General features: G+C 57.7%; 10 protein-coding genes and 1 tRNA gene. 5 read left to right on the forward strand and 6 right to left on the reverse strand.

What is annotated here, in order from left to right:
* Positions 1-134: 134 nt before the first annotated feature.
* Entirely contained in the window at positions 135-455 is a 321-nt protein-coding gene (locus ACV1FX_RS41280) for a hypothetical protein (protein WP_473123209.1), read from the reverse strand.
* Between the two features lie 477 nt (positions 456-932).
* Positions 933-1,280, reverse strand: a complete 348-nt coding sequence (locus tag ACV1FX_RS41285) for a hypothetical protein (RefSeq protein ID WP_473123210.1) — start codon at positions 1,278-1,280, stop codon at positions 933-935.
* Between the two features lie 514 nt (positions 1,281-1,794).
* Between ACV1FX_RS41285 and ACV1FX_RS41290 the strand changes: the two genes are divergently transcribed.
* The 3 genes from ACV1FX_RS41290 (at position 1,795) to ACV1FX_RS41300 (ending at position 3,436) form a co-directional block, all read left to right on the forward strand.
* Complete coding sequence (locus ACV1FX_RS41290) at positions 1,795-2,154, forward strand: hypothetical protein (protein WP_473123211.1); 360 nt, start codon at positions 1,795-1,797, stop codon at positions 2,152-2,154.
* Positions 2,151-2,558 carry a hypothetical protein gene (locus tag ACV1FX_RS41295; protein WP_473123212.1) on the forward strand — a complete coding sequence of 136 codons (408 nt, stop codon included), beginning with the start codon at positions 2,151-2,153 and terminating at the stop codon, positions 2,556-2,558. The genes ACV1FX_RS41290 and ACV1FX_RS41295 overlap by 4 nt, the downstream gene beginning before the upstream one ends.
* Positions 2,559-2,791: 233 nt before the next feature.
* The gene (locus tag ACV1FX_RS41300) at positions 2,792-3,436 is read left to right on the forward strand and encodes a DUF4145 domain-containing protein (RefSeq protein ID WP_473123213.1); all 645 of its coding nucleotides are present in this window, start codon (positions 2,792-2,794) and stop codon (positions 3,434-3,436) included.
* Positions 3,437-3,501: 65 nt separating this feature from the next.
* On the opposite strand, the gene ACV1FX_RS41305 is transcribed toward ACV1FX_RS41300, so the two are convergent.
* The 3 genes from ACV1FX_RS41305 to ACV1FX_RS41315 all read right to left on the reverse strand — a co-directional run bounded on the left by ACV1FX_RS41305 (position 3,502) and on the right by ACV1FX_RS41315 (position 6,519).
* A complete protein-coding gene (locus ACV1FX_RS41305; RefSeq protein WP_473123214.1) occupies positions 3,502-3,969 on the reverse strand; it encodes a hypothetical protein in 468 nt (155 codons plus the stop codon).
* A 460-nt stretch (positions 3,970-4,429) separates the two neighbouring features.
* Positions 4,430-5,626: an IS91 family transposase gene (locus ACV1FX_RS41310; protein ID WP_473123215.1), complete on the reverse strand. Its 1,197-nt coding sequence runs from the start codon at positions 5,624-5,626 to the stop codon at positions 4,430-4,432.
* Positions 5,627-5,637: 11 nt separating this feature from the next.
* Positions 5,638-6,519, reverse strand: coding sequence for a tyrosine-type recombinase/integrase (locus tag ACV1FX_RS41315; RefSeq protein ID WP_473123216.1), 882 nt, complete (start codon positions 6,517-6,519; stop codon positions 5,638-5,640).
* Positions 6,520-7,126: 607 nt separating this feature from the next.
* On the opposite strand from ACV1FX_RS41315, the gene ACV1FX_RS41320 reads away from it, so the two are divergent.
* Positions 7,127-7,216, forward strand: a tRNA-Ser gene (locus tag ACV1FX_RS41320).
* Positions 7,217-7,858: 642 nt separating this feature from the next.
* On the forward strand, positions 7,859-8,035 hold the full coding sequence (locus ACV1FX_RS41325) for a hypothetical protein (protein ID WP_254103064.1): 177 nt from the start codon (positions 7,859-7,861) through the stop codon (positions 8,033-8,035).
* A gap of 288 nt (positions 8,036-8,323) precedes the next feature.
* Here the strand turns inward: ACV1FX_RS41325 and ACV1FX_RS41330 are convergent.
* The coding region (locus ACV1FX_RS41330) for an HrpF/NolX family T3SS translocon protein (protein WP_473123217.1) at positions 8,324-9,959 on the reverse strand (1,636 nt) is incomplete at its 5' end.

Consider the following 9,959-nt stretch of genomic DNA (forward strand, 5'->3'; position numbering starts at 1 on the left):
AACTTCGGCCTGCTCCTGCGATGGCTCGCAGAGCTCTTGCGTGCCATCATCCGAGCCTTCCTCGAGACCATCCCGGCGCCAAATATCGCATGAGCCCGGCGCTGCGCCGGTTCTTCACGAACGACTAAATAGCATCATAGGTCTTCTTGCGGTCCTTGATCTCTTCGACGTCTGCGTTTCGTTTGAATGGATGACGCGATCATCGTCGCCCGAAACGATCTCTCAAAAATGAGATCGGTGATAGCTTTAACAGAATCCGCCGCCCGCTGTGCAGAAGCAAATTCGAGTTCACGCTTTTTGGAGAGGCCCTCTAAGAAATTCAAAAATAGCGTGGCAGCAATGCCGGTAAAAAGAAACGTAATAATGGCCGCACCCAGCGGATGTTTTAGAGAAGCGGCAGTTCTCTTAGCAAGTGACCGCTCGCCTTCGCGTGTACGTTCTTCTCTCAATGCCACATACCCTCCCCGCGTCATCGCATCAGCAACTACTCGTGTCGTTTTGGTGCGGCCAGCTCCCCCGAGCCCTACTTCATTACAGATGTCTGTCGCCCAAGTACTGCGGCTGCACTCAACCTGATTGGCAACTTAGCGTTAGGACATGAGCCATCCATGAAATCCGGAGGACGTGAGGTCTCATCCAAAACGTTATGAACTCCCCCTCGGATCATCCGCGTCGATACGACCGCATACCAAGTCTTACTATTATCCCCGTACAGACGTCATGTTGGCTAGCTCCTTTGGATTTCGTTGGCACTGGTCACGACCGGCATCGTAGCTGCCAAACTCATTCTGGGCCGTCGAGACCAGGAGACCTTATTGCGCGCCCTTCAGAACCTCCCGAAGCACTGCTGCGAGGCGCTCGTATTCATCCGGCTTCGTCTCTTTGAGACTAGCGAGGTCGGCCGCGATGCGGTCGAGGCGTCGCGCTGCAGCCTATGCCTTGATGTCATTGATCTCGCGATGGATCTTGGCGAATTCTTCGAAAGCCGTCGCATCCTGCTTCTCCTTCGGCAAGTCGGCGATGAGAAGGGCAAGAGCGTCCATGATTCGGCCTAGCTGACGACCGTAGCTCTGCGCGGCGACAATTTCTTGTTCGGTATCAGGCGCGCTTGAATTCTGCTCGGTGATGTTGGTTACTCTACCAAACACCCATCCGGGCAATATGGGCTGCACGAAATTCCGGGGCGCCGCGAAGAAGTCGAGAGGATTGGGCACGCTGCCCTTCATCCAGGAGGGCCAGTCCCACCTCGGGGGGGTTGAAGGCTCAGAGTCGCTGCTCATGAGGTGGCTTCCTTCCGGAGATATATCGACAGGGGAAAGACACGATGTTGGCTGTGCTCGCAACCCGAATGCAGGCCGTGCGATCATGTCCTATTGTGAAGGATTTCACATCAAAGGCGATAGTGGTCAGCTACCGTATGTAAGGTGCGCGGCTTTGTGTTCGACACGTGCGCTGCCCGCGCCAGTGCGATCGGCCCGGTCCATTGCCAAACATTCGTGGCAACGAGTTGTCGAGTGCGCAGCATGAGGACCTGCACGACGTCGGCTGTCCAAGCCGTCGCGCCGATGCATCAGACTGCTCATGTTGCGCTGGCTGGCCGCGCCCACGCGCAGAAATCCCGCTCCATCAAGGTCGTATATGCAGCCATTCCTCGCGGCCGGTCAATAAACCCCTCTGCAGCCTCCAAAACACTGCCGACGGTTCATGCAACATTCTAGATCTGCTGTTTTCTCGTCCTGGGCCGGCTCGAAATCGTTTGGCAATGACGTCTAGGCGCTACGCAGAAAAGATGGAATGTGGAACTGGATTGTGGCGAACGCCAACTGGATTGCGGCTTGGGGCGTGGCGATCGAGTTCGTCGGCTTCGGTACATTGGCCGTCGAGGTATGGCGAACGCTCAATTCCGATATCTTCGATAATTTAGAAATCGCTAAACAGGGCGGCGACCTCTCGACCATCACTGTAGGCGATGGGCCCGATGGTGAAATCAGTCTCGGTGGCGGACGACTCGGAAAGCTGATCGAGCAAATAAACTCCCGCCAATCTGGCTTCCGCGATCGCATGCAGATGATCGTGATCGGTACAGGCTTTAGTGTCTTCGGCTGCTTGCTGCAAATTGTGGGTAGTTTCGGCCAGGCGTTGGCCGCGAAATGAAAAAGCGGCCGGCATTCATGGCCCGCAGCGCCTATCGGCGCCTCTCAACCAGGGAGTCCTACGAAGAAATGACACCTCTGCAATTCTTTGACGATGTCGCTCATCCGAACGCGCAAACCGCGATCGACAACCGTGGAGATATCAGGCTTGTGGCCAATGCCATCATGTCCCTCGATGCACTATTCGGGATCATGCACGCTTCGCTTCTCGACCAGGGCAAGGTTCTGGAGTCGAGCGATGACGTCTGGAAAGATCGCCTAGCTAAAGACAACGACAGCTACCGAATATTGCGCGACGCCGCCTATACGCTGAAACACGGCAAGCTCGAACCGTCCGGATCAGCTCTTTGCAATGCCAGGCGCTTTTCAGGCCGATGCGTTTCAGCAAGATGCATTTCAGGTTGATCAGGTCTGGATCGCGACGGACGCCAATGACCACAAGGCCAAACGAACTGATCAAAGACGTAGTTCAATTTGCTCAAGCGCAGCTGAGAGCGGCCGAAAACTAGCAACTCGCCGCGTTGGGCGAAGCCCCCTGAGCAGAATCAGATAGCGTTATCGAGAATATGAGGGCTTCTGCCAGATGGAAGAGAAAGCTGCAGCAACCGTAAAAAAGGGCTTCTGCTCGGAATGTATGGGTGAACGCAACTGCGACATCCGTGGAAACGTTCAGCAGGGCTGGGACGACGCCGGGGGCGGCGGTGTGGGGGAAAACCAAGTGGTTCATCTTACAGTGTCGCGGTTGCCACCACATTTTTTGCCAGACGGTGAGTATCTTCTCAGAGGACTACCGCTACGAAATGGATGAGGAGCCTCAAGAGGATAGGATCGTTTATGACGAGGTGATTCACTATTGGCCTGCTTTGGCGAAACGGCCGTCCCCGGAATGGCTGCATCCGGGCGCGTTCGTCGAAGACGAGTCGGGGCGCCTCTACGGCATACTGAGCGAGCTTTATGGTGCACTCAATGGCGATCTAATCCGCCTCGCTGCCGCCGCTGTGCGTACATCCTTCGACGTTGCCGCAGAGATTCTTGGTATCGAAGCTGAGCTGTCCTTTCGCGACAAACTCGACGCATTGGTCTCTACAAACCGAATTAATAGCGTTGATCGGGATCGACTGGAGACGCTGACAGATGCCGGAAGCGCCTCAATGCACCGGGGATGGCTTCCGCGCCCGGAAGATCTGTCTACGATGGTCGAGAGCTTCGCAAAATGCGCGTGCGTCGCGATGTTGCCGCCCTCGGGAAGATTTCAGCCAATATATCGGAGGTTACGGACCTGACATCGTAGCTGCACAGAAAAGATCGTTCTGAGCCGTCATGTCCTGGCCGGACAAAGCCGGAGACCTTATTGCGCGCCCTTCAGAACCTCGCGAAGCGTCGCTGCGACGCGCTCATATTCCTCGGGCTTCGTCTCTTTGAGAGTAGCGAGGTCGGCTGCGATGCGGTCGAGGCGTCGGGCTGCAGATTGCGCCTTGATGTCATTGATCTCGCGACGGACTTTGGCGAATTCTTCGAAAGCCGTCGCATCCTGCTTCGCCTTCGGCAGGTCGGCGATGAGAATGGCAAGAGCGTCCATGACGCGGCCCAGCTGGCGACCGTAGCTCTGCGCGGCGACAATCTCTCGCTCGGTATCGGGCGCGCTTGAATTCTGCTCGGTGATGTTGGTTACGCTACCAAACACCCAGCCAGGTAATATGGGCTGCACGAAATTCCGTGGCGCTGCGAAGAAATCGAGTGGATTGGGCACGCTGCCCTTCATCCAGGATGGCCAATCCCACCTCGGCGGGCTCGTCGACTGAGAGTCGCTGGTCATGAGGTGGCTTCCTTCCGGCGATGTCGACAGGGGAACGAATGTTGGCTGTGCTCACTGCCTAATGTAGGCTACGAGATCGTGTCCCATTGTGAAGGATTTCACATAACGCAGAGCGTTTTTAGCCCGGCGGCACGGCCGACGGCGGAGCGGTTGCCCACGGGATTCTGACCCAGGCCGGTGGGCTAAAAGCGTGTTGGACTAAACCGCGGGGCACGACGGCGCCACAGCTATGGGCATTGCAGCTCGGGGAGGCTTTGCGGTGAGTTGAGGAGGCCGCCGCGAATCAAGAAAAATGGAAGATCTGAGCCGATGTGATGACGCGTGCGATTGAGTGGCAGAAGGCAAGATGAACAAACTTGCCTTGGAAATGAGATGTGGAGCTGCACGCAGCAAAATCGTCCTGTTCGCGTGATCGCGCAAGGTTGGCCGAGACGTGACGGTGAGTTGTTGCTGTTGATGGTCATGACGTATCCGCGAACGACGCTCGACTGGAGGTGCACTCGAAAGTCTCTATGATCACCATGGTGCCACAGCGACACAGCGGACATCTCCGCAGAGAGATGCCCGTAAGTGCCTCATATCGATCTCTGTAGTCTGTGTTGGCTTCGAGGGTGGCCGTGGGCGGCGGCATCTGCATGAGCTGTCGGCACAGAGCGAGCTTCTCAGCCCGGTAGCGATTGGCGAGGAATCCGAAATAGCGAATGCGTTGGAACCCGTCAGGAAGTACGTGAAGCAGGAACCGACGGATGAATTCGTCGGCGCCGAGTGTCATCGTCTTGTGCCGGCTGCCATCGCGATAGTCCTTCCAGCGAAATTGAACGTTGCCGTCGTCGATATCGAGCAGACGGTTGTTGGTGATGGCGATGCGGTGCGTGTATCGTGCGACATATTTGAGGACTTCTTCTGGCCCGCTGAAGGGTCGCTTCGCGAAGACCACCCAGTTCTTTTTCCGGATGGGAGCGATGTGACGCAAGAAGACGTCACGCACCCGGAGCGGTTCCAGAGAGGAAAAGAACTGCAGGTCGCCGGCATCGAAGGCTTTCTGGAGATAGTCGAGGAATAGTCGACGAAACAGACGCGCCAGCACATTGACGGGCAGAAAGAAATTTGACCGGCAGGAAATCCATCGCGTGCCATCCGGGGCAATGCCGCCGCCCGGCACAACGCAATGCAGATGCGGATGGATAGAAAGAGTCTGGCCCCAGGTATGGAGCACCGCGAAGAAGCCGATCTGCGCGCCCAGATGTTTGGGGTCAGCCGCAATGGTGCGCAGCGTCTCGGCGGTAGCTCGGAACAGAATGTTGTAAACGATCTCCTTGTTTTGCAGGGCAATGGCGACGATGGGCTGCGGTACGGTGAAGACCACGTGAAAATACGGGGTATCGAGAAGTTCGGATTGACGGTCTTCCAACCATTGGGCGCGGGCCAGCGATTGGCATTTTGGGCAGTGGCGATCCCTGCAGCTATTGTAACAGATGCGCTGGTGGTCACAGCTATCGCAGCGCTCGACGTGACCACCAAGTGCTGCTGTGCGGCACAGTTCGATCGCGCTCATGACACGACGCTGTGCCGTGCATAACGAAGCGCCATGGTTCTCGCGATAGGCCGCGCCGTAGCGGCGGAATATATCCGCCACTTCCGGCCCCGAGCGGGCCATCAGTCTGAAAATCAGAAGTGTTTTGGCGGTGCAGGCTGTGGCTCAGCGGGAATCGGACGCGGCAACAGGTCCAGAGGGCTTGATGTCGCGCAGACCTTGCTGGTAGCGATGCGCAAGTACTTGGCCGTGGTGGCGAGGCTACGATGACCCAGAAGGAGTTGAATGGTCCGCAGATCGGTGCCGGATTCGAGGAGATGGACGGCGAAAGCGTGTCGAAGCGAATGTGGTGTCACGGGCTTTGAGAGACCGGCCAAACGATGCGCCTTCTGACAGGCTAGCTCAACCGCATTCCTCGTGATTGGTCGATCGTGCTGAATGCCGGGGAACAGCCAATCCTGGGGGCGAGCGGCTTTCCAGTACCGGCGCAAAATCTCCAGCAACATCGGCGACAACATCACGTACCGATCTTTACAACCTTTGCCCTGCTCGACGCGTACAACCATCCGGGCGCTGTCGATGGCTGCGGCCTTCAGGCGAACAGCTTCCGAAATGCGCAAGCCCGCCGCGTAGCAGATGGTCAGGATCACGCGATGCTTGCCGTAATCCACACAGTTGAGGAAATGCACAACTTCTTCAGGGCTCAGAACGACCGGTAGTTTCTGTGGGGTCTTGGGGAGTGGAATGTCTTCTTCAAAAGTCCACTCTTTTTTGAGCGTAATCTTGTAAAGGAACCGAAGCGCCGCAACAGCGATATGTATCGAGCCCGTGGCCAGCTTCCTCTCGTTCGTGAGGTAGAGCTGATAGGCCCGGATGTGCTCCGGGGTCAAAGCGTCCGGCGATGTCTGGAAGTAGCGTGCGAACAGTGACACCTGTTGGAGATACGATGCCTGTGTGTGCGGTGACAAATTCCGCACCTGCATGTCCTCGGTCATCCGCTGTCGAAGAATGGTCATGAGAAGCTCCTTTGCGATAGCAAAACGCTGCAAACAGCGCTTCTATGGTGTCGCAATCGAACTTCACCGGGAATGGAAGATCAGCTGGTGGGGGGCACCCGCTGGTTGCCACACGTCACTAGCGCGCAGCGGTTTAGTCCAGAACGCGGTAGTGCCCAGCTACGTACAATATCGCGGGCTAACCGGTCGTCACTGCCTCGGCCTGGCCCGGCAATAGTGCTGCGGCGGCCCAATTTTGTGCCGTACGGCACAAATCAGTCCGACTGCTCTGAGGAGGCTGCACCTGGCTGAAAGCCTTGGCGTGACTTCGGCGCCGGTCCGCGGACGCCCTGTCCTTGGACGAAGGACCGCGCTAACCCGCCGCGTGCGCGTGAAAGGGCTCGCCGCACGGCACGCGAGGAGGCGGCTTTCTGTCTTTCATCCGAGCAGGCCATGGCTGCGATTGACGACACGCTTGCCGCGATCGGCAACACCGTCCGGAGTGCCCGCCTGACTGGGCATCATCCACGAGGCGCGGGATTTTCGTCCCGCCCGCCTTGTCTGACCCGCCATCCTCGCTTAGAACACGCCCCGACCGCACGGAGCTCCCCCCGATTTGGCGCCTTCAGGAGAGGTGGCAGAGTGGTTGAATGCACCGCACTCGAAATGCGGCATAGGCGCAAGCCTATCGGGGGTTCGAATCCCTCCCTCTCCGCCACTAACGAAAGCCCCGTAAGCGCGGTGAAAACCTTTCAATTACCCACAATTTTGGGTCCGATCGTGGCACCCAGCTCGATGTCGGTTAGCCGCGATAGCCCGCGCCAGATCAATAGCGTCCTTGCGCGATTGGACCGGGAGATCAGTGAGGAGCTTCCACTCGATCTTCTTTCGCCGCTTCGGCAAGCGATGAATAAGCACGGGTTTTGGCCAAGGAATGCGGAAAGCACGCGTCTATCAGTCATTTTTTCTCTTACCCCGCGCAAGCGCCCCTGACATCCGGGTCGCATCGTATCTCCGAAGATACAAAAGACGCACCTATCAGGGTTGGCAGATGGCGTCTGGAGTGAAGGCCCATCACACGATCATGTACGACTCAGAAAGTCACTCTTTTGCTACAAACCAAAGGCCGAAAACGCCACCGCGAAATATTCGCGAACCGGGCGGTCCCGCGATTCCCGTGGCTTTGCCATTCCGGGGGGAATCACTAAATTTCACGTTGTAGTATTGCTTCTCTCGGCGAACTCCGTTCGGGGGAAGCATTCATGGTTCGTCTCAGGCGGGAGGGAGACGATGCCGAATTTCCGGTTGAGAGATGGGCACTATTCAACGATTAGTTCGAGACGCCGCGATGGAGCCTGAAATGGTCAGCCGCATCACGGCGGCTTACAAGCAAGCGCTCCATATCCTTTGCGTGAAGGATGGTGACGATCCGCTAACGGAGATGATCGCGAGGACGATCATCAAGATTGCACAAACCGTTGTCCGTGACCCGGCTGAAATTGCGGCCCTTGCAATCAGAGAGCTCGAACTTCGGTAAGGCGAACACCGCCATCCGTGCAAGCTCGGCAGCCGTGAGGGATCAACAGCCGTGCCCTTGCCGGACGCGGGCCTTGTTCAATTCCAACAGTTCGATCTTGAGCGCTTGGTCCCGGTAGTCGGACAGCCTGCTTGAGGAAATTGAAGATTGCCGTAATGCGGCCAAGCAAGCGCAGAACTCCTCGGAGGCACTAGAGCTGGGCGACCGCCTCGTTAAGGCAGGCTCAAAAGTTCTGGAGTTCTACGCCACCTTCTGCGACGATGCCGTCGTGCCGACCTGGCTCGGAGCCTACGCGGCTGGCATTGGACTGGCCTCGAGGCGTTCCTTCAAATTATTCAAATAGTCCTCCGCATGGGATTGCGCCTGCGAGACCGTCAAGTCGACCCCGGCATTCGCGGCCCTTTCCATTAGTTCTTTCGCTAGTCCCTCGCGCATCGCGAGTTTGACCTGCGGGCCGGCGATACAGCCCACCACCAGCGCCGCGTCACTGAAGCCGGCCTCTTCGAGCGCCTGCGTAATATCGCCTCCGCTAATGGCGGCGTGAAGAATATTCGCCGCTTGCGACTCCCATTCGAGGCCCATCGATGCAAGATCGGCCAATTCACCCAGGCCCGGAATGAAGCCGAGCGCACCAACCGCTGTGGCGGCCCAGTCAAGCCCCTTCGAGCCCACTTTGGTCACGTCGTCGAGCGCATGCATGAGGGCGCCGCCATTTTTCTTCACAGACTTGATATCGGGCTGGTCGGCCACGCCCATCATCATGTCCGCCACCGCGGACTGCTCGGCCGCGGTTTTGGGAACATGGGTCTTGGTCTGCTGAACGGTGCGGTTCGCAGCCGACATGTTGCTGTAGAAGTTCGTGAAGTCGTTGTTGCTGATGTTGCCGGAATCGACCCTATGTCCGCCGCCGAAGTCGAAGAACTTGTGATGGGACTTGTAGCCCGTAATCGAATTGTTCAGCAGTGCGAACAATAGCGGATCCGAGAGAAGCTGCGACGCCGCTTGCCGTACCTTCGGATCAAGACTCTTGTCCTCGGCCATGCTCGCCAGCTTGTCCCGGGTCAGCACGCCGCCTCCAAAGAAGGCGCCCTGATTCTTGTTGATCGTGTCGAGCGTGTTCAGCTCGGTTCGCGTGAGGCCCATCGACGATGAAGCGACTTGAAGGAAATCCTCTTTGTGGACCTGATCAATCGTACCACCGTACAGCTGCTTCCAGGCATCCGGGTGGTCGAGGAAGTATTGAGCCGCCGCGATCACCTGCGGCGGGCTTTTGCCTATTTGAGCGTTGCCGTCGACGATCTGCTTGAAATCCGCCAGGCTCAGGTTCTTGGGCAGGTACTCGGAATACCGGTAAAGCTCGCGCATTGCGTCGTTCTCGGTCATGACTGACGGTTGGCCATTTCCGGTACCATCGGAGGGGATGTAGTTCTGCTCGTAGCTGTGCGCCTGCTGCTCTTGGAATGCGGCAACCTGCGGATGATGGCTGCAGAAGTGGGACAAATCGTCGGCGGCGGACGTGCCCAACCTAAGGGCGAATGGGACTCCACAGGGAACGGCCCCTGTGATCCCACAGGGGGGAACGAGCCCTGTGATCGCATCGAAGAGGTTGCGGTCCTGGAGCAATCCCTCGATTGCGGCTTTCAGATCCGGCGGCATCGACGGATCGTTGACCTTGTTTGCCTCGTTGACCTTGTTTGCCAGCGAGAACCAGTCGAGCTGGCCCTTGTGTCGGTTCAGCACTGCCACGATCTGCAACTCGGCATTGGTCAGCGTACCGCCATTCGACGTAACGCTGGGCATTTCCGGTGCGGGAACGCCCTCCTCCGCTGCCTTAACCGCCGCCTTCACATTCGCCGGCAGCAGATCCAAGGGATCCTCCGGCACAGGCAACTTTGGGTCCAGCAGCTCCGGTGGCGGGGACGGC

Source organism: Bradyrhizobium ingae (genome assembly GCF_055791185.1).